The organism is Allorhizobium sonneratiae (genome assembly GCF_023700755.1).
In the GTDB taxonomy this organism is placed as follows: domain Bacteria; phylum Pseudomonadota; class Alphaproteobacteria; order Rhizobiales; family Rhizobiaceae; genus Allorhizobium; species Allorhizobium sonneratiae.
The window spans coordinates 115618-133533 of sequence record NZ_JAMKOJ010000008.1; the positions used below are offsets into that span (position 1 = coordinate 115618).

The window sequence follows — 17916 nt, forward strand, 5'->3', positions numbered from 1 at the left end:
ACATGCGACAAAACAAAGACTTAAAGCACGTTGCATGAGGCTGATAAGCCGCAACGTGCTTTAGAAATCTGTCTTGTTACAGGGCAGGTGCTGCCCAGGCCGGGAAGGGATCCGACAGATTGCGCCACTGCGAGGGTGAGAAGTCTGAAGCCGGGATAAGACATGCATCGAGAGCGTCACGAATGGCCTGTTCATGCATGGGATCGGCGCCGATGAAGACGATTTCCTGCCGCCTGTCGCCCCAGACGGGATCAAGATAAGGCTGCATGGCTCTGAGAAACCCCGGATCTTGAGGCCATTTTTCCTGCGGCACGGAGGCCCACCACAGCCCCATGCGCCCGGTGCGCACCAGCGGACCAGCCAGACTGAATTCCCCCACATGATGCGGCCTGGTGCCCAGCCAGAAAAAGCCTTTCGCCCGGATGACACCGGGGAGCGGCGTTTCGATAAAGCGCTGAAACAGGGCGGGATCGAACGGGCGTCTTGCCTTGTAGACAAAGGAGCGGATGCCATATTCCTCAGTTTCGGGGATATGATCCTTGAACCCATGCAGTTCCTTGAACCAGAGGGGATGGGTTTCGGCGCGGCCCAGATCAAACAGTCCTGTGCCAAGCACGTCTGATAAGGCCACCTGGGCAAAATCGGTCTCGATGATCCGGGCATCCGGATTGAGCCCGACAATGATCTTGCGCGCCGCATCCAGACGCTGAGGTCCGGCGATCCCGATCTTGTTGAGCACGATCACATCGGCAAATTCGATCTGTTCGACAAGAAGATCGACAAGAGTGCGTTCATCGTCGTCACCGGCTGTTTCGCCTCTGTCGGAGAGAAAATCGGCAGAGGTATAATCCTTCAGCAGATTGGCGGCATCGACAACGGTGACCATGGTATCCAGCCGGGCAATGTCGGAGAGGCTGTGCCCGTCTTCGTCGCGAAACTCAAAGGTTGTGGCAATGGGCAGCGGTTCGGCAATGCCGGTCGCCTCGATCAAAAGATAATCGAAGCGCCCGGATTGGGCCAGTGCGCGCACTTCCGTCAAAAGATCGTCACGCAAGGTGCAGCAGATGCAGCCATTGCTCATTTCCACCAGTTGCTCATCGGTGCGCGACAGGTTTGCCCCGCCATCGCGCACCAGTGCTGCGTCGATATTCACCTCGCTCATATCATTGACGATCACTGCCACCCGCAAGCCCTCGCGATTGGCCAGAATATGATTGAGCAGTGTGGTCTTTCCGGCACCAAGAAAGCCGGACAGGACTGTGACAGGCAGTTTTGTGTTCATGTTTCACCTATATGATATAACGTAACATAACTTGGGCAAGTTTCGGCTTGTCTATCCGCTGAGACCTGTCAGGCGCGGTTGAGCCTGACAGGGTTTCGATAAAATGTTCAGGGCATCAGGATTTCAGGCAGTCGGCCATCGCCTTGGCCATGTCCTGCATCAGGGCCGGATAAAGATCGGGACCATCCGCCTGCTCGGTCCCCAGAGGGTCGAGCAGCCCGGTGCGGGTTGGCGTGCCTTCAGCCACCACCTTGACGATGGGTGAGGGAAATTGCGGTTCGGCAAACAGGCAGGCAGCGCCTGATGCTTTCAGCTTGTCATGGATTTCTGCAATCCGCTCGGCTCCCGGCGCGGTTTCGGGGCTGACGGAGATCGATCCGGTCACGGCCAGCTTGTAGTGATGTTCGAAATAATGATAGCCGTCATGAAAGACGATGATCGGTTTTGCCGGCAGGTCGGCAAGCTGTTTGACGATCCCCTTATCCATGGCGTCAATTCTGGTATCAAAGGCAGCCAGATTGCGCCGATAGGCATCCGCATGGTCGCCATCCCTGGCGATCAGGGCATTGGCCATGGCCGCTGCCATGGCTTTGGCATTGTCGGGATCGAGCCAGATATGCATATCATATTCGCCATGATCATCATGGCCAGCATGATCTTCATCGGCATCGGGTTCAAACAACCCTCCTTCACGCAAAGGCAGGAGCCTGACGTTAGGGGCGCCACTCAAGGTGACAATCCTGGTTGTACTGTTCAGGCTGGCAAGCGGCCGGGACATAAAGGCTTCGAGCTGCGGACCGATCCAGAAGACGATATCGGCGGTCTGCAGGGCGCGCGCCTTGGACGGCTTGAGACTGTAACTGTGAGGGGAATTGGCGCCATCCACCAGCAGGCTCGGCTCACCGACCCCCTGCATGATGGCGGCGGCAATCGAATGGACCGGTTTGATGGTGGCGACAACATTCGGCGCCGCCCAGGCTGCCGACATACTGGCCATCAGGGTGAAAAGCACAAGGGCAGGGCGATGCATGCGGTTTTCCACGGGATATGTCCTTTCTTTCACTCTTGCCGATCTTATGTAATGTTATTACATTGATTGCAACAGCCTATCAGCTGTGTCATAGAGTATCACTCGAACAGGGTCGGGCGAGGATCGGTAAAATCATGCTCGAAATCAAATGTTTAGAGTGCCGGTCAGATGCAATCTGATGGTATGGCGGCCTGATCGGGCGCAACAGGCAGACAAGGGAGTTTTCCATCCGTGCTCAAAGCCGTCGAAGACGATTGTCTGGTGACCCTGACCAGTGCGGGCTTTCGCCGTGGCGGGCGCTTTCTGGTACGCGGCGTCGATTTTTCTGTCCACCGCGGTGAGATCGTGACCCTGATCGGGCCGAATGGTTCGGGAAAATCGACAACGGCGAAACTTGCGACCGGCATATTGCGCCCCGATGAAGGCGAAGTGCGGCGGCATGGGGCGATCAGCATTGGTTACGTACCACAGAAAATCGCCGTGGACTGGACCATGCCGCTGACGGTGAAGCGGCTGATGACCATGACCGGCAGGCTCTCAAATGCCGATATAGACAGCGCGCTTGCGGCGGTGGGCATACCGCATCTTGCCCGGTCGCCTGTGCAGCATCTTTCGGGCGGCGAGTTTCAGCGGGCGCTTCTGGCGCGCGCGCTTGCCAGAAAACCGGATCTTCTGGTTTTGGACGAACCCTTGCAGGGTGTCGATTTTGCCGGAGAGATCGCGCTTTACGAGCTGATTTCAACCATCCGCCGCAAGAGCGGTTGCGGTGTTCTGCTGATTTCTCATGATCTGCATATGGTCATGGCGGAGACTGATACCGTCATATGTCTCAATGGCCATGTCTGTTGCCGGGGAACGCCGGAAAGCGTCAGCCAGAATGCGGAATATCGCAAACTTTTCGGCGCTGCAGCCAGAACGCTTGCGGTGTATAATCATCGCCACGATCACACGCATCTGCCGGATGGTCGTGTGCTGCATGACGATGGCAGTATCACCGATCATTGCCATCCGCAGGACGGGCACCATCACGGCGATCATTCTGATCATACGCATCGCCATGCAGAGGGCACTGGTCATGATGGATGATTTTTTCATCAGGGCCATGTTTGCCGGTATCGGTCTTGCCCTGACAGCGGGGCCGCTCGGCTGCTTTGTCATCTGGCGGCGCATGGCCTATTTCGGTGATACGATGGCGCATTCCGCCCTGCTGGGTGTTGCCCTGTCGCTGTTGTTTTCCCTCAATCTGACCGTGTCCGTGTTTATCGTGGCAGCCCTTGTGTCGGTGCTTCTGCTCGCCTTGCAAAGACAGCGCGGTCTGTCGGCCGATTCGCTGCTTGGCATTCTCAGCCACGCAACGCTTGCGATCGGCCTGGTATTGGTCGCCTTCATGACCTGGGTGCGCATCGATCTGATGGCCTATCTTTTCGGGGATATTCTGGCTGTTTCCAGTCAGGATGTGATGGTTGTCTGGATTGGAGGACTGGCGGTTCTCGTCGGTCTCTGCCTGATCTGGCGTCCTCTTTTTGCCGCAACGGTGAATGAAGACATCGCCATTGCCGAAGGACTGGCTGTCGGCCCGACCCGGCTCATCTTCATGCTGCTGATGGCGCTGGTTATCGCGATTGCCATGAAGCTGGTCGGAATTTTGCTGATCACCGCCCTTTTGATCATTCCGGCAGCAACGGCAAGACGGTTTGCCGCAACGCCTGAAATCATGGCGATCCTGGCCGGGCTTATCGGCGCGCTGGCGGTGATGGGCGGTCTTATGGGGTCGCTTCACTATGACACGCCGTCTGGCCCCTCGATTGTGGTCGCGGCCCTTTGCCTGTTTCTCTTCAGCCTGCTGCCGTATCGGCGCGCCGCCGCCATGAAAGGATGATCGCCATGACATCACATGCCTTGGGCAGCCATGCACTGACCCGCAATCAGTCGCTGGTGTTTCACACCCTCGAACAGGCCGGGGGGCCGTTATCGGCCTATGTAATTCTCGACAAGCTGCGCGATCAGGGATTTCGCGCCCCGCTCCAGGTCTATAGGGCTCTTGAAAAACTTCTTGAATTCGGTCTGGTCCACCGGCTTGAAAGCCTCAATGCGTTTGTCGCCTGCTCGCACCGCGAGGAACAATGCTGCGCCCATGGCACAGTTGCCTTTGCCATTTGCGAGCGCTGTGGCCATGTGCAGGAATTTCACGATCACACCATCGATCATCGTCTTGAGGACTGGACCAAGGGGCGTGGCTTCAAAATGGAAAAGACCACGATCGAGATTCGTGGTCTTTGTGCGTCCTGCTCGGCATAGATAGATAGCGATATCTGGCTGCTGCTGTCAGCCTTGACCCTTGTAGATAAGCCAGCTTTTGGTCGGCTCGCGTTGTATTTCTTCATTATAGGCGCGAATGCAGTTTCGGCCGCTGTTCTTGGCATTGTAAAGGGCGACGTCGCTACGTCCGTAAAGTTCTGATGCATCCTGACAGTTGACGGCAAAAGCATAACCTAGCGACACGGTGATCGGACCGTAATTCACTCCGGTCCGTGAATTGCGGAAGGGGGTCGCCTCAATACTGGACCTGATCTTTTCGCACATGGCCTGCATGTCTTCACTCGAGCCTTCGGCAATGACGGCGAATTCTTCGCCCCCAGTTCTTGCGGCAAAAGTCTCGCGCGACAGGCAGGCGCGGATGAGGCCGGCGACAATGGCCAGAATCTTGTCACCAACCGGATGACCGAATGTGTCGTTGACGGTCTTGAAATGATCGATATCGATCAGGATCAGCGCGATTGAAGCAGACGGTGTCTGATTGAAAAGATTGGCCATCCGCTCATCGAAGGCACGACGATTGGAAAGACGTGTCAGCGAATCGGTGTTGGCGATACGCTTGTATTCATCAAGTTCACGCCGCACGGCATCCATATCTGCGGATTTCTGGTTAAAACTGGCAACCGTCTTTTCACCACGTGCCATAGTGTCGCCCGTTGCCTGGCTCAGAAGAGTAATCGCATTGCGCACAAGTTCGACACTGGCCAGATTCTTGGCATTGATCCGGCCATTGGTTTCCTCAAGCAGGTCACTGTAGATTCTAAGGGCGCTTTGTTCCTGCTTGAGCAGGCGTACAATATTGTCCAGTTCGTTTGTCAGTCGGGAATGTGCGTTTTCGACCAGTCGATTCGAATTATGAGAAAAAAATTCCTCCGAAATTATATCGAGATCTTCCTGCGTGGCTTTAGCGCCAAGGGCGACAAGGCGCCGCGTCAAAGCAGGATTGGAGCCGATATAAGCCTCATAAAACAATTCATAGTTGCGTGGCAGCGGCGAAACTCCCATATTGCGCATGGCAAAAAGAATTTGCGCAGCAAGATCACCGTTTTGTCCCCTGTTTGTTGACGCTGAATTCATTTTTATTGTCCCACGTTTTCTCCCTGTCGGTTGCCCTGTACGATGTTCAGTCAGGCAAACCCTTACCCCGACAGCAAGTCTATATTTTGTCGTTCCAAGCTCTCTTCATTGTCGAAATGCAGCCTGATTCTGTCTTGCAGAACGTTATCTGTATGTGCATGGCTGGCAGCAAGAGGAAGGCTTCATTCTCCGCCAAGCGCTTTGCCTGCTATGACATCATGTGTTTCATTAAACACATTGAACTTTCTGTAAATATTTAAATTTACAGCATAATTCCTTAAATCTCTGCCGACTTTATATGGTTGTAACTGCAGCATTATTTTCAATGCCTTACAGAGAGGCTCGTAAAATAGTCATTTTTCATGCCTCATCCTGAAGCCTCTTTCTATCAAGCTCTGAAGTGAAAAATGTCTGCAGTTTATGATTGCATATTTTCTATGAAGGCCTTTGCATGTTTTCAATCTGTGGAAAGTTCTGTTGCTGCCAGATACAATCCATAATCTGTCTAACTTGCGTTGCGGCAAATAGAAAAAATGAATCATGCTCGCATTCGCAATAATGATTGTATTTAATCGATATTGATTAAAATGAAAAGCATAGTTCCGTGCAATTGGTGTGGCCGCAAAGTTTTTTTCAATTGCTTGCTCAACAAAATCAGGATTTTTCAGAGGGGATCCCTGTTGTTGTCTGACTATGCGGGGCCCATCACTCCCATCGACGTTTACGGCATCCTGACGGATCTCAGGCCTTCAGACGGCGACAGTTTTTGTGCGCAGATCAACATTCGGAGAAAAGGAATTTTACAGCTGTGGGCGCATTTCTGCAGGTTGCGACCTTTATGATGCGTTAGCGTGATGGCAACCGTCCTGATCGTCGTATAGGCCATCGTATTTCGTAGTATTATTTTATCAATACACGAAATAAATTAATATAATATAATTTCGTCATCCAAGATTTATACTTGCAAAATATCGACAAAAATATAACGATAATATTTGAAATTAATTCAATTATAAATCATGATTTCGTACTTTCGATTTTTATATATGAATTTTTAATATCTAATATAAATTATGATATACATGGATATTCCGTTTATCAATGTCAGATTATAGGGGTTTTTTGAAAAAAACGCCGATTAATCCATAAAATTTATGGTATGCGAAATTTGGCAACCGAGTTGCGAGTAAAGCGTCGTGGAGTGTCCCGCTTTGCAGCATGGTGCTGCCAGAGATGGATCCCTGGCAGCAGTCTCGCGCGTTATACGCAACTGCCATTAGAGCAGCAGACGATATTTTGCGAACCCATTCGCGCCGTCACCGGCGTCCTCGATTTTTGCGCCGACGACTTTACCCGCAAAAGCGCGTCCCTTCGGCCCTGTCTCAAACACGGCAGTTGTTCCGGGCATGGGCGCAAAATGCCAGTTTCCGTCCGCCGATGGATTGATCGTGCCCTCGGAGACAATGTAGCGCACGATGACATCGCGATTGGTGTCCGGGCCGACAAAGATGACCTTGCTTGCGTTGATGCCAGGGAAATTGCCACCGCCGCCAGCACGGTAATTGTTAGTCACGACGACAAACTGCTGTTTCAGATCAATGGGTTTTCCCTGATAGCTCAGATTTTTGATGCGGCTTGCATCTGCGTGGATCAGCTTGCCGTCTTCATCGTAACGGGCGGGCTGGGAAAGATCGATTTCATAGGTCACGCCATCAATGACATCATAGTTGTAGGACGGGAAGCTGGGATTGATCAGCGGCGCATCCTTGGCACCCGGCTTGACCTCATGGAAAATGCCAGCCGACATGTCCAGCCAGTCTTTCACGTCCTCTCCGGTCACCAGCACGGCCTGAACGGTGTTGGGATAGAGATAAAGGTCGGAGACATTCTTGATGGCGATGTCGCCCGCCGGAACGTCGGTATAATAATCCGGTCCGCCACGGCCGCCGGATTTGAAGGGAGCTGCCGCCGACAGCAGCGGATAGTCCTTGTATTTCGTCTCCTTCAGCATGGTCTTGATATACCAGAGCTGGGCATTGGAGACGATCTGCACCGACGGATCATCGGCCACAAGCGCGAAATAGGAGTAAAGCGGCGCGGAGGTCTTGCCAACCGGCGTGCGCACATAGGCCAGCGTCGCCTCATGTTCCTTTTCGACGGCGGCGACGATTTCCGGCTTGTCCTTGACATCGGCAATCACTTTACGGGCTTCGTCACGATGATAGATCGGACGGGCCTCGCTGGTGAAATCGACGATCTTCCAGCTCTTGCCGTCTTTTTCCAAGAGCAGGTCGATCAGCCCCATATGCGAGCCCCAGAAACCGGCCATCACGGCGGGCTTGCCCATCAGCGTGCCTTTCACCGGGTCAGCACCTTTGATGCCGTCCCAGGTTTTCGGACCGGGGAAGACGAGATGCTGATGGCCGGTGAAAATCGCGTCAATCCCGTCAACGCCGGCAAGATAAAGCGAGGCATTTTCCATACGATCAGATGGGCCGCTGCCATCGATGCCGGAGTGGGAGAGCGCAATGACGATATCGGCACCCTGTTCCTTCATCACCGGCACCCAGGCCTTTGCCGCCTCGACGATATCGCGGGTCTGGGCCTTGCCCTCGAGATTCTTGGCATCCCAGACCATGATCTGCGGCGGCAGGAAGCCGATGAAGCCGACCTTGACGGTGTTTTCCTGTCCGCTACCATCCTTGATCTTTTTGTCGAGGATGATGAAAGGCTTGAAATAGAGATCATCCTGTTTCGGATCGGAAGCCAGCTGGCCTTTGGTCAGGTTGGCGCAGACGATGGGAAATTTTGCCCCGGCCAGCGTGTTGAACATAAAATCGAGGCCGTAATTGAACTCGTGATTGCCAAGCGTACCGCAATCATAGCCAAGAACATTCATCGCCTTCATCACCGGATGCACGTCACCGGCCTTCATGCCTTTTTTGTAAGCCATGTAATCGCCCATGGGGCTGCCCTGCAGAAGATCGCCATTGTCGATCAGCATGGAATTTGTGGCTTCGGTGCGGATCTTGTCGATCCAGCTTGCCGTACGCGACAGGCCAAGCGTGTCATTCGGCTTGTCGGCATAATAGTCGTAGGGCAGAAGGTTGACGTGGATGTCGGTGGTTTCCATCAGCCGCAGATGGGCCTGATTGGCTGCAGCGCGGGCGCTGAACGGGTGGAGAACCACCAGAGCGCCGGTTGCGGCAAGCCCTCCGAGAAGATAGCGGCGACTTATGGGATGGCTGTCGTGAAAGAGAGACATGTGTGGCTCCTGGCGCTGGGTTTGGATCCGGAAGCATCTGGCGAAAGAGGGCCGGACGGTGTCGGCATTTGATAGATGTCCGACACCGTAAGGACGCTTCTTTTAAAAGCAACTGCATCCTTATCATGACAGGAGAATGATGAGGCGCATCTTCCTATCCGCTCTCACCGGCATGATATCTGCCCCGCTTCACATCGAAACGGTTTTTTCCCACATCACCTTACCGGTTATCTGGCAGGTTATGGCAAGGCGAATGGTCTTGTCACCCTCATTCTGCCTGAGGCTCAGAAGAGTCGCTCCGGTTCCGCTGGAAGTTGTTCCGCTTTGCCAGAGCACTTTGCCGTTCCGGCTGTAAAAGATCAGGTTTCCATCCTCTTTCAGCAGCAGGCGACCGGGCAGGGCGGCGGCATCCTGCTGTTCCAGCATGGCCCAGAGAATATGGCCTGCGGCATCGCTCAGCACGGGGCCGTGTGCGGGCAGGTTGTTCAATGTCGCGCCGCCAGTGAAAGTGGTCAGCGCCTGACCGGGCAGCATGACCGGACGCATCCGGCTGTCGAGACGTGACCCATCCTGCATTTCTCCCACCAGCGGTACCTGCATCAGATAACGCAGATCCTCTGCGGTCCAGCCGTTGAAGTCCTGTGCTGCCAAAAGCACGGTCAGCTTGGCAAGCGAGGCCATCGGCGTCATGTCGGCGGGATTGAGTGCGCCGATGCCTGGAAGCCAGGCGCCGGCGGCATAGGCGTTGTAATCCACCGCACCTTTCAGCACCTGAGTATTGTCGACAATGACCACGCCCTGATCTGCGGCCTCTTTCAATGCACGGGCAATCGCGCCTTTTTCCGGCTCGTTGGGGTTGCCGCTTGGAAAATTGCCCTCGCCATAGGCTTCCAGCACCAGCCCACGAATGCCCTCAGCTGTGACGGCGCGGATGAGATTGGCAAGGAGCGCCGTGCCGGCCTCTGGCCGGTACCAAGCGGGAAAGGCGTTGAGCTGCATCACCGGCACCTGATCGAGCCGGTCGAAAATGGCCTGCAATTGCGCCAGTGTGGCTGCTCGCGCTGTCGGATGATCGAGGCTGACCGCATCCGAGAGCGGAAAGGGCAGAGCATTCCTGGCGTCAAGCGTGAGCGTAATGCCATATTGACCGACATCGGGAAAATTCGGCGAGGTGAAGCCATGAAACTGATTGGCATCGGTTTTCACCACCCGGCTGCCGCGCATCAGATGGCTGTTGAAGAAGACATAGAGACCGGCAAGACCTGTGGCGGCGGCCGCCACCGCACCGCAGACATTCTGGAATGCATCGGTGTTGAAGCTCATGCCCGTGATTATTCCTGCCTGATCGGCGTGGAAAAGCGGCACCTGCGAACCGGTGAGAATGACCGGCTTGCTGAGCTGGGCAAGCGCTGTGCCATCGGCACGAAAGCGGCCTAGCAGCATGGACAGTGCCGTGCCGCTGAAATCCATCGTATCGGTGCCATGCAGCACCACCCAGCCATCGGCCTCGTCGTAATGTTCAAGAATATATCGGGCGATCAGGCACCAGTCTGAAGGTTGCAGATTGGTGCTGTCCAGCATACCGCTCGCACTTTCCGGGAATGCGAGATCGGTGACATAATCAAGGTCGAGGCCGGGACATGTCTGCTTGAGAATCGGATCGAGATGAATGGCAGATGCCGCCTTGAAGGCGGCGCTCGACATCGGCGCAAGGGGATTTCCGACGCAACTGATCGTGCCGCCGGTATTGATGATGGCAATCTTCATGAAATCCCCTCCGCTTATGTTTTATCACCCGGGCGAGCGATCTTCCGCCCGGTCGATCCGGCACTGATAACAATTATTGCGTGCCGAACGGACATGCACATAAGCGATTTCCGTCCGTTCGAGAAGGGCCGAAGCGCGATCGACAATGGCTTCGGTTGCCGTCACGGCGCCTGTTCCATAAACGATGCGATGATCGTCACCGTAACCCCGCAGGATATAATCCTGGCTTTCCAGCATGGGGGGAAGCCTGTTGCTCGCCTCGTAGCGGGTGCATTCTTCGGCATGAAGAAAAAGCGGTCCGGTTTCCGCATAGGGTTGAAGGGCGGGAAAGGGCCGGTACGCCAGAGTGAGGCAGGGCTCTCCCGCGGCAATCATGTAAAGGCAATGACGGCAGGGATAGCCGCCGGGAGAAATATCCCTTTCCGGTAAAAGCCCATAGGCATCCGGCGATCCCTGGCGCAGCGCCTTGACGGCGTCAGAAGGCAGGGCGGTGAAGTGAACGGCAACCATGGCGGTACTCTCTTCTGTTGGCGATACCGGCATTGTCATGGTTCAGACTTGGGATTCCACCCGATTCCTGCGCCTCTCAGATAGGACGGGGCAGATGATCGTACACGTCTTTCAACTGTTGCAGGCGGATGTCATAGGCCTTGCGGATACAGGCGGCATCGGGCCCGCAGGCTTGCCGGGTTTTGAGCCAGGCGGCCTGCTGATCCTGAAGATCGCCACGGCTGCCCATGGCGAGAAGCCCGGAGAGAAGATCGAAAGTGGTGACCATCTTCACATCGAGATCGTTGAGGTCGCGATTGGCGCAGATGGTCTTTTCATCAGGCATGAGACTGGCTTTGGTGCAGTCGAAACTCGCTGCAACGGCCATGCGCGGATAGGGCAGAGCCAGGGCCGCTACCGCCAAAACAATCATCGGCAATCGCATAAGACAATCTCCTCTCTGGGCTGGTTTTAGAACGCAATTCGATCTGATCGAATCAGAACGGCGGCCTCATCTTTTCTTTTCGATTCATAATCTTGATCGTCCTCGTTTCACTCCGACCGGATTATGATCTGAAAACGAAAGAGGGTGGATGAGAGTTCCGTTTTTATCGGGATGGCGGGAAAAACAACTCCTGTCACGCAGGCACGCAAAAGTGATTGGACTGTCCTTGCAGGAGACTGCGACGCTTCCCGAGCCATCTGTTGTGCGGGTGTGATTTATAAAACCTTAAGATGTGGGAGTGGGGTTATGCGGGGTTTTTCATGTGCATTATTGTCGGTCGCTGTTTGTGTGTCGCTCAGTTCCTGTGTCACGACGCAAGGCTCTCATCTTCATGCACAGAACGGGATTACGGCAGTCAGTGGTGAGCGAACGAAGATTGCTCAGGCATGGCATCTCAATCCGGATTGCACGGCTGACGGCGTGCCGAATATCCGTATTCTCCAAGAGCCGCAGCACGGCTCTGTCAATGTCGTGACCGAACCTGTCTATCCGTTGTTTGCGCGAGGAGTCTTGGCCAAATGCAGGACCAAAAAAGTGCGCGGCACCGTGGTCTATTATACATCCGCCCCCCATTATCTCGGGCCTGATCGTGTCCGTACCCGCTCATCCTTCCAGATGGGCGGAGTTGCCGATGTGGTGACAAAGATCAATGTCGTCAAGTAAGGCGATGTAACGATCTTTGGCTTCATTCCTGACAGTATCGTGCGTTTTCTCAAGCGCACATAAGATGCTGTAACGCCTTAAATCTAATGCATAATACCTTAAACCGAATTCCGGTTTAAGGTATTGTGTTTACGCATTTACGGAGCGCGACCATCTTCATTGCAACCGACTGATCGTGAGATGAAAGCCTCCTGCCTCGGTGGCAGGGCAGAGACGTCGAAATGATCGGGTGGCTCACCGGCCCGGGCGCGGGTCATCATCATGGTGAAGGCGGTTTCCAGATGGCGGCAGAAGCGTTCGGCATCGAAGAGCGGTGCGATGAAGCGGTTCTGTTCAAGATGCGTCCTGATCGCGGCACGTTTTTCCGGCTGGGCAATGAGGCTATTGGCCAGCGCGACGAAACCGTCCTCATCCTCCGCCACCAGTTCAGCAAGGCCTATGGCGTTGAGCAGGCTTTCCGAGACGCGGGAGGCGAAATTGCTGCCCTTTTTGGTGATAACCGGAACACCGGCCCAGAGAAGGTCCGATGTTGTCGTATGGCCGTTATAGGGGAAGGCGTCGAGCGCGAAATCACAGGCCTGCACCCTTGCCAGATGATGGGCATAATGCAGTTTCGGGGCAAAATGCAGTTGCGATTGCTTGATGCCGAGGCTTTTGAAACAGGCGGCGGTGGCCTGTCGCGCGGCCTGACCCTCGATCATGATGGACAGCAGCGCCTGCGGGTTGTCTTTCAGCACCCGCGCCCAGAGCCTGATCGTGGCGGGTGTGTTTTTCCATTGTGTGTTGAACGCACCGATCACCGGCCTCTCGGCGGGCAGGCCCAGTGCCAGCCGCTGGGCCGGTGGCGGCAGGGGGCGGTGGACCGGATCGTTGGGCTGATAGCTTTCCGGCAGACGGCAGAATTTTTCATGGTAATGCGGGAGCGAACTGTCGGGCAGCACGAAACGGTCGCCAATCACATAATCGCAATCCACCTCCTGACAGGAGCCGGGAAAGCCCAGCCATTGCACATGCACCGGCGCCAGCGCCCGGTTCATCAATTGTGAGCGGGAGCCACGGGTGTGGCCCTGCAAGTCAACGATAATGTCGAATTGTTCCGACCGAATGCAGGCTTCGGCCTCGTCGTCACTCATCTGGCCGATGGTAAGAATGCGCCCCCATTCTTGGCGTCCTCCCTCATCAAAGGCCTTGAGATGGTCCGGTGTATAACAGATCAGCGTGACGTCGAAGCGGTGCCGGTCATGAGCGGCTATCACGCTGCGCGCCAGCCGTAAAACGGCGTGATTGTCCCAGAAATCACCGGAGAGGTAACCAATGCGGATTTTTCCGTCATCGGGCCTGAGGCGGGAATGGCGCAGATGACGGACGGCGTCAGACGGCTTGGGCGCGATGGCGATATAGCCCGCCCGCCGGTTCAGCGCCTCATCCTCAATGCCGATGAGATTGGCATGGGGGGAGGTGACCTCGAGAAAGTCGAGACGACCTGCGGCAATATCCGCCTTTATCGCGTCCTCCTCCGGCATCAGCAGATCATAGGCACATTGACTGCGGGCAAGACCGATCAGCCACATGCGGACAAACTGGTTATTGGGCTGTCTTTGCCGCAGTTTGAGGAACAGCGGCAAGGTCAAGGGATTGTCCGACTTTTCCGCCAGACTGTTGGCGGCAAACAGAAGGTGTTCTACCGCCTCGCTGGCGCAGAGGCAGCCAAGCAATGCCTGTTGACTGGCAGGATCGAGCTGGCGCGCCGTCTTCAGCCGTACAAAGGCAGCATCGGCATTGGTCGCATCGATATGGTTTGCCTGTTCGGCCAGCGCCAGTGCCGTTTCATCCTCGCCGGCAGACAGCATCAAGCGTGCAGCTCTGGCGTAAAAATCGGCCTGCTGTGACCCATGCGGGCTGTTCTGTGCCTGCCCCACCAGAGCAATGGCCTGTTCGACGAGGCGCTTCGGTTGCTCGCTCGCGCTCATGCTCCGCATCATCCTTTTATGGCTTCGGCTGAACTGAACGGCGATCTCCGCTCAGGAAGCGCCGCAACATCGAAAGGTGCCGGATCCAGCCCTTTCTGCGCCCGCGCCACCATGGTTTCAAAGGCACTCTCCAGATGACGGCAGAAGCGTTCGGCATCGAAGAGGGGGGCAATAAAGCGCTGGCTGTCGAGATGCTGCCTGAGGGCGGCACGTTTTTCCGGATAGCGGATGAGGTCGCTGGCCAGTGCCACAAAACCAGCCTCGTCTTCGGCAACAAGCTGCGGCAGACCGATGGCATTGAGCAGGCTTTCCGACACGCGCGAGGCAAAGTTTCTGCCCTTGCGGGTGATGACCGGCACGCCCGCCCACAGCATGTCAGACGTGGTTGTATGCCCGTTATAGGGAAAGGTATCCACGGCAAAATCAGCCGCCTGGACGCGGGCGAGATGCGCGTCATAGGCCATTTTCGGGGCAAAGAGCAGTTGCGACTGCTTGATGCCGAGGGTCTTGAAAAAGGCGGCCGTAGACTGGCGGGCTTTCTGCCCGTCGATCATCAGCCAGAGCAGTGCCTGAGGATTGTCTTGCAGCACCTTTGCCCAAAGTCGCAGCGTTTCAGGCGTATTCTTGCGCTGGCTGTTGAAGGCGCCGATAATGACCCGACCTTCCGGCAATCCGAGCGAGAGCCGCTTCACCGGCGGCGACAAAGGCCGATGGAACGGATCGTTTGGCTGATAACTTTCCGGCAGACGGCAGAATGCCTCGTGATAATGGCAGGCAGAGCTGTCCGGGAGCACGAAACGGTCGCCGATAACATAATCGCAGTCCACATCGATGCAGGAGCCGGGAAAACCCAGCCATTGCACATGCACGGGCGCCAGCGACCGGTTCATCAGATTGGAACGGGTACCGCGGGTATGGCCCTTCAGATCGACGAGAATGTCGATCTGTTCCTGGCGGATCAGGCGTTCCGCCTCCTCGTCGCTTTTGCCGGCAAGCAGAACGATCCGGCCCCATTCGCTGCGTCCGCCCCGGTCGAACGAGAGCATTTTCTCGTCCGTATAGCAGAAAAGCACGATCTCGTAGCGCTTTGGATCATGCGCCGTCAAAACACTGCGGAAGAGGCGCATGGTGGCGTGATCATCCCAGAAATCGGAGCTCAGATAGCCGATCCTGATCTTGTCCGCCCAGTTATGCGCCATGGCGCGGCGGTGTTTTCCAAGCTGTGGCGACCAGGGCGTGAAAGGACCGATCAACCGGGCGAGACGGTTCAGCCCCTCATCCTCCTGCCACATGAGATTGCCGTGTGGCTGCTCTGCCGCAAGGGCTTCGGTTTTGCCTGCGGCGATATCGGTCAAAAGCTTCGGCTCCTCTTCGGCCATCACCGTATAATCGCATTGCTCGCGCGCCAGGTGCCAGAGCGTCATGCGCACATAGGCATCCTGCGGGTAAAGCGCGCGCAGGCGCTGAAATACGGCCAATGCGAAGGGGCTGCGATAATCGGCTGCAATCGTGTTGATCAGCAGCGGATCACTGGCGAGCGCATTGAGGATAAGGCCGAGCGCTGTCTCGCGCTGGCCGTGTTCATCGAGGGATTTGGCTTGGTCGAAGATGAGGGCTTGATCGGTCACGGCATCACTGACATTGCAAAGATAGCGATGCTTTAAGATGTCGAGCTTGCCTGAAGCTCATGAGCGTGATCCGCGCTGTCGGTTTCGTTATGCCGTTTTCGGTTTGGCGCGCCGCCTTTGCATCAGTGTTGGACGGATCAGGCGATAGGCAATCAGCAGAATGACGACCGCCGTATAAAAGGCCGGTTCCAGCGTGAAGGACTTGCGCGACAGGATGAAGTGCAGCAATCCGGCGGGTAGGATCAGATAGACGGCCTTGTGCAGGGTGATCCAGCGGCTGCCGAGCTTGCGGATCGACCAGCGGTTCGAGGTGACCGCCAGCGGGATCAGCAGGATAAGCCCCGCCATGCCCAGCATGATATAGGGACGTTTGAGAATATCGCCGAGGATGGATGAGAAGATCAGCCCGCGGTCCAGTGTCAGATAAATGGCGAAATGGGCCAGAACATAATAAAAGGCAATCAGCCCCAGCGCCCGGCGATAGGCGATGAGATTGATCCGTGCCAGATCGCGCAGCGGCGTAATCACCAGGCCAAGGCAGAGAAAGCGCAAGGCCCAGATACCGAGTGCATGTTCAAAATCCCGCACCGGATCGGCACCAAGCTCGCCATAAATGCCGAGATAAAAATCATAACAGCCCGGAAACAGGCCAATGACATAAAGCGCCCAGACGGAGAGCGATTTCTGCCGGGCAGACAGCGAAAATCCGGCCATGATCAGAAATATTTCCTCAAATCCATGCCCGTATACATGCTGGCCACCTGATCGGCATAGCCGTTGAACATCAGCGTATCGATACGCTTGCCGCCGAAAAGGCCGGAATCCTCGCCAATGCGCCGCTCCGTGGCCTGGCTCCAGCGCGGATGATCGACATGCGGGTTCACATTGGCGTAAAAACCGTATTCATTCGGCGCTATGATGTTCCACGTGCAGGGCGGCTCTTTTTCCGTAAGCGTGATCTTGACGATGGATTTGATCCCCTTGAAGCCGTATTTCCACGGAACCACAAGACGGATCGGGGCACCGTTCTGATTGGGCAGGGTTTCATCGTAAAGGCCCGTGGCCAGCAGCGTCAGCGGATTGCGTGCCTCGTCCATTCTCAGGCCATCGACATAGGGCCAGCTGATCGGCTGGAAAAAGCCCCGCTGGCCGGGCATCTGGTCCGGGCGTACGACGGTTTCGAAGGCGACATATTTGGCGCTGCCCAGCGGTTCCACCCGGTCGAGCAGGGAGGCAAGCGGAAAACCGATCCACGGAATGACCATCGACCAGGCTTCGACGCAGCGCATCCGGTAAATGCGTTGCTCCATCGGAAAGCTCTTCATGATGTCGTCCATGGACAGCTTTTGCGGCTTGGCAACAAGGCCGCCGATCTCGATGCTCCAGGGCAGGGGCTTGAAGGCGCCGGAATTGGCGGCCGGATCGGATTTGTCCGTGCCGAATTCATAGAAATTGTTATAGGTGGTGACATCCTTTTTCGGCGTCAGCTTGTCCGGTACCTTGTAATCGGTCGGCTTGCCGGTGAGCGGTGCCGCCAGTGCCTCACCTGAAGCGGCAAGTGCCAATGCGCCTGCCGCCCCGCCAATGATCTGGCGGCGCTTGAGGTAAAGCGCTTTCGGGGTCACTTCGCTTTCAGGAATATGCGGCGGGCGAAAGGCAGACATGACGGCTTCCTCTGATGGGCATGATTGATTATCCTATATACGTAGATTGAAGCGAAAAGATTACAGGCCGCCAGAACAAAATTTGCAGTTTATCAGTCTATCGTTTCACAAAAGCGTGCTTTCGCGGTCTGTTCCGGTGCCGTTTGCCGTACCGTTTTTCGCTGCGGCGATAGTGACAGGGACGGTTGGATTGCTTAGGAAATCTCTTAGAAAAGACGGTGCGCCGTGGATACAGGGCGTGTCTTGAGCATTTCCAGGGA

General features: G+C 55.7%; 15 protein-coding genes. 4 read left to right on the forward strand and 11 right to left on the reverse strand.

From position 1 onward, the window contains the following. Positions 1 to 76 precede the first annotated feature (76 nt). Together NAC44_RS15235 and NAC44_RS15240 are read right to left on the reverse strand one after the other, a co-directional pair. Positions 77 to 1282: a GTP-binding protein gene (locus NAC44_RS15235; RefSeq protein WP_250942112.1), complete on the reverse strand. Its 1206-nt coding sequence runs from the start codon at positions 1280 to 1282 to the stop codon at positions 77 to 79. A gap of 115 nt (positions 1283 to 1397) precedes the next feature. Continuing rightward, a complete protein-coding gene (locus NAC44_RS15240; protein ID WP_250942113.1) occupies positions 1398 to 2312 on the reverse strand; it encodes a zinc ABC transporter substrate-binding protein in 915 nt (304 codons plus the stop codon). Between the two features lie 231 nt (positions 2313 to 2543). Here NAC44_RS15240 and NAC44_RS15245 point away from each other — a divergent pair, with 231 nt between their 5' ends. From NAC44_RS15245 to NAC44_RS15255, 3 genes are read left to right on the forward strand one after another with little or no spacing between them, the layout of a single operon-like run. Continuing rightward, positions 2544 to 3398, forward strand: a complete 855-nt coding sequence (locus NAC44_RS15245; RefSeq protein ID WP_250942115.1) for an ATP-binding cassette domain-containing protein — start codon at positions 2544 to 2546, stop codon at positions 3396 to 3398. Further along, complete coding sequence (locus NAC44_RS15250) at positions 3388 to 4191, forward strand: iron chelate uptake ABC transporter family permease subunit (protein ID WP_250942332.1); 804 nt, start codon at positions 3388 to 3390, stop codon at positions 4189 to 4191. The genes NAC44_RS15245 and NAC44_RS15250 overlap by 11 nt, the downstream gene beginning before the upstream one ends. A 5-nt stretch (positions 4192 to 4196) precedes the next feature. Beyond that, entirely contained in the window at positions 4197 to 4610 is a 414-nt protein-coding gene (locus tag NAC44_RS15255) for a Fur family transcriptional regulator (RefSeq protein WP_250942117.1), read from the forward strand. Positions 4611 to 4637: 27 nt separating this feature from the next. On the opposite strand, the gene NAC44_RS15260 is transcribed toward NAC44_RS15255, so the two are convergent. From NAC44_RS15260 to NAC44_RS15280, 5 genes are all read right to left on the reverse strand, one after another. Beyond that, positions 4638 to 5705: a GGDEF domain-containing protein gene (locus NAC44_RS15260; protein ID WP_250942119.1), complete on the reverse strand. Its 1068-nt coding sequence runs from the start codon at positions 5703 to 5705 to the stop codon at positions 4638 to 4640. 1276 nt (positions 5706 to 6981) lie between these two features. Next, entirely contained in the window at positions 6982 to 8970 is a 1989-nt protein-coding gene (locus NAC44_RS15265; protein WP_250942121.1) for a bifunctional 2',3'-cyclic-nucleotide 2'-phosphodiesterase/3'-nucleotidase, read from the reverse strand. A gap of 189 nt (positions 8971 to 9159) precedes the next feature. Beyond that, a complete protein-coding gene (locus tag NAC44_RS15270) occupies positions 9160 to 10737 on the reverse strand; it encodes an asparaginase domain-containing protein (protein WP_250942122.1) in 1578 nt (525 codons plus the stop codon). A gap of 24 nt (positions 10738 to 10761) precedes the next feature. Beyond that, positions 10762 to 11247 (reverse strand): DUF1203 domain-containing protein, encoded by a 486-nt coding sequence (locus NAC44_RS15275; protein ID WP_250942333.1) that lies wholly within the window; start codon positions 11245 to 11247, stop codon positions 10762 to 10764. Between the two features lie 76 nt (positions 11248 to 11323). Then, the gene (locus NAC44_RS15280) at positions 11324 to 11671 is read right to left on the reverse strand and encodes a lysozyme inhibitor LprI family protein (RefSeq protein WP_250942123.1); all 348 of its coding nucleotides are present in this window, start codon (positions 11669 to 11671) and stop codon (positions 11324 to 11326) included. A gap of 144 nt (positions 11672 to 11815) precedes the next feature. Between NAC44_RS15280 and NAC44_RS15285 the strand changes: the two genes are divergently transcribed. After that, on the forward strand, positions 11816 to 12394 hold the full coding sequence (locus NAC44_RS15285) for a hypothetical protein (protein WP_250942124.1): 579 nt from the start codon (positions 11816 to 11818) through the stop codon (positions 12392 to 12394). Positions 12395 to 12531: 137 nt separating this feature from the next. Here NAC44_RS15285 and NAC44_RS15290 read toward each other — a convergent pair whose 3' ends face one another. The 4 genes from NAC44_RS15290 to msrP all read right to left on the reverse strand — a co-directional run bounded on the left by NAC44_RS15290 (position 12532) and on the right by msrP (position 17656). After that, positions 12532 to 14364, reverse strand: a complete 1833-nt coding sequence (locus NAC44_RS15290; RefSeq protein ID WP_250942125.1) for an O-linked N-acetylglucosamine transferase, SPINDLY family protein — start codon at positions 14362 to 14364, stop codon at positions 12532 to 12534. Between the two features lie 8 nt (positions 14365 to 14372). Continuing rightward, the gene (locus NAC44_RS15295) at positions 14373 to 15992 is read right to left on the reverse strand and encodes an O-linked N-acetylglucosamine transferase, SPINDLY family protein (protein WP_250942126.1); all 1620 of its coding nucleotides are present in this window, start codon (positions 15990 to 15992) and stop codon (positions 14373 to 14375) included. Between the two features lie 87 nt (positions 15993 to 16079). Continuing rightward, on the reverse strand, positions 16080 to 16706 hold the full coding sequence (msrQ, locus tag NAC44_RS15300) for a protein-methionine-sulfoxide reductase heme-binding subunit MsrQ (protein WP_250942127.1): 627 nt from the start codon (positions 16704 to 16706) through the stop codon (positions 16080 to 16082). A 2-nt stretch (positions 16707 to 16708) separates the two neighbouring features. After that, complete coding sequence (gene msrP, locus NAC44_RS15305; protein ID WP_250942128.1) at positions 16709 to 17656, reverse strand: protein-methionine-sulfoxide reductase catalytic subunit MsrP; 948 nt, start codon at positions 17654 to 17656, stop codon at positions 16709 to 16711. Positions 17657 to 17916 lie beyond the last annotated feature (260 nt).

Excerpts from the sequence above, each read along its gene's own strand:
- NAC44_RS15275 (WP_250942333.1), bottom strand. The coding sequence starts at position 11,247 with ATGGTTGCCGTTCACTTCACCGCCCTGCCTTCTGACGCCGTCAAGGCG.
- NAC44_RS15260 (WP_250942119.1), bottom strand. The coding sequence starts at position 5,705 with ATGAATTCAGCGTCAACAAACAGGGGACAAAACGGTGATCTTGCTGCG.
- msrP (WP_250942128.1), bottom strand. The coding sequence starts at position 17,656 with ATGTCTGCCTTTCGCCCGCCGCATATTCCTGAAAGCGAAGTGACCCCG.
- NAC44_RS15290 (WP_250942125.1), bottom strand. The coding sequence starts at position 14,364 with ATGAGCGCGAGCGAGCAACCGAAGCGCCTCGTCGAACAGGCCATTGCT.
- msrQ (WP_250942127.1), bottom strand. The coding sequence starts at position 16,706 with ATGGCCGGATTTTCGCTGTCTGCCCGGCAGAAATCGCTCTCCGTCTGG.
- NAC44_RS15270 (WP_250942122.1), bottom strand. The coding sequence starts at position 10,737 with ATGAAGATTGCCATCATCAATACCGGCGGCACGATCAGTTGCGTCGGA.
- NAC44_RS15255 (WP_250942117.1), top strand. The coding sequence starts at position 4,197 with ATGACATCACATGCCTTGGGCAGCCATGCACTGACCCGCAATCAGTCG.
- NAC44_RS15240 (WP_250942113.1), bottom strand. The coding sequence starts at position 2,312 with ATGCATCGCCCTGCCCTTGTGCTTTTCACCCTGATGGCCAGTATGTCG.
- NAC44_RS15265 (WP_250942121.1), bottom strand. The coding sequence starts at position 8,970 with ATGTCTCTCTTTCACGACAGCCATCCCATAAGTCGCCGCTATCTTCTC.
- NAC44_RS15235 (WP_250942112.1), bottom strand. The coding sequence starts at position 1,282 with ATGAACACAAAACTGCCTGTCACAGTCCTGTCCGGCTTTCTTGGTGCC.
- NAC44_RS15250 (WP_250942332.1), top strand. The coding sequence starts at position 3,388 with ATGATGGATGATTTTTTCATCAGGGCCATGTTTGCCGGTATCGGTCTT.
- NAC44_RS15280 (WP_250942123.1), bottom strand. The coding sequence starts at position 11,671 with ATGCGATTGCCGATGATTGTTTTGGCGGTAGCGGCCCTGGCTCTGCCC.